Origin of the sequence: Paracoccus sp. S4493 (assembly GCF_000967735.1) — a bacterium.
In the GTDB taxonomy this organism is placed as follows: Bacteria; Pseudomonadota; Alphaproteobacteria; order Rhodobacterales; family Rhodobacteraceae; genus Paracoccus; species Paracoccus marcusii.
Genome location: NZ_JXYF01000174.1, coordinates 1 through 1,186, shown reverse-complemented (window position 1 = coordinate 1,186; position 1,186 = coordinate 1). Strand labels below are relative to the sequence as shown.

Annotated in this window: 1 protein-coding gene and 1 pseudogene; both read right to left on the bottom strand. The window is 67.5% G+C overall.

Annotated elements, in window-relative coordinates; all coding sequences use genetic code 11:
• Positions 1-517: ABC transporter permease (locus tag TW83_RS15965; protein ID WP_045983772.1), on the bottom strand; the 517-nt coding region annotated here is incomplete at its 3' end.
• Positions 518-624: 107 nt separating this feature from the next.
• A pseudogene (locus TW83_RS15960) lies at positions 625-1,186 on the bottom strand (ABC transporter permease); the annotation flags it as partial.

The window sequence follows — 1,186 nt, the reverse complement described above, 5'->3', positions numbered from 1 at the left end:
TTTCCCCCACCGCGCGCAGGCGCAGGCCGAAGCGGGTGCGGTAGAGCACCCACCAGGTGATCGGCACCATCGCGAAGGCCACATAGACCAGGATCGTCTGCCCCGAGATCAGCCCGGAATAGATCGGGCCCAGCACCGGCACGTCGCGCAACGCCTCGGCGCCGGGCAGGGTGATGGGGGCGAAACGCGCCGCCCCTTCCAGCGACGGGGTACGCCCGCCCAGGCCGAAGGCGTTCTGCCCGACCAGCACGGTCAGCCCCGAAGCGAGGAAGTTGATCGCCACGCCCGAGATCAGCTGGTTGCCCATGAAGGTGATCGAGGCGAGGCCATGGACCAGCGACAACGCCAGCGAGCCTGCGATGCCTGCGGCCAGGCCCAGCCAGGCGCTGCCGGTGATGTAGGCGACGGATGCGGCGGTGAAGGCCGCCATCAGCATCTTGCCCTCCAGCCCGATGTCAAAGACCCCGGCCCGTTCGGAATAAAGCCCCGCCAGACAGGCCAGCAGCAGCGGCGTCATCAGGCGCAGCGCGCTGCCGATGCCCTGCTGGGCGGCGGCGCCATCGGCAAAGGCCCAGACCAGGCAGATGGCCAGGACGATGATCGCGATCAGCGATTCGCGGATGTTCATTTCACCGCCCCCCGGCTGGTCCGTTTCATGGTCAGGAACAGCCGTTCCAGCGGCATGCGCACCATGTTGTCCAGCGCGCCGGTGAACAGGATCACCAGGGCCTGGATCACGATGATCAGCTCGCGCGGGATGGTGGTCCACAACGCCAGCTCTCCGCCGCCCTGATAGAGAAAGCCGAACAGCAGCGCCGCCAGCAGGATGCCCAGAGGGTGGTTGCGGCCCATCAGCGCGACCGCGATGCCGATGAAGCCCGCACCCTCGACCGCGTTCAGCACCAGGCGTTCGGATTCGCCCATGACGTTGTTGATGGCCATCATGCCTGCCAGCCCGCCCGAGATCAGCATGGCGATGACGGTGATGCGCACCGGGTTGATGCCCGCATAGACCGCACCGGGTTCGGACTTGCCCAAGGCGCGGATCTGATAGCCAAGCCGCGTGCGCCAGATCAGCACCCAGACCAGGAAACAGGCCGCCAGCGCCACGAGGAAGGTCACGTTGACCGGCGTGTTGCGGCCCCATTCGAAGCCCATGCCCGCCGCGATGTCGGTCAGCGCGGGC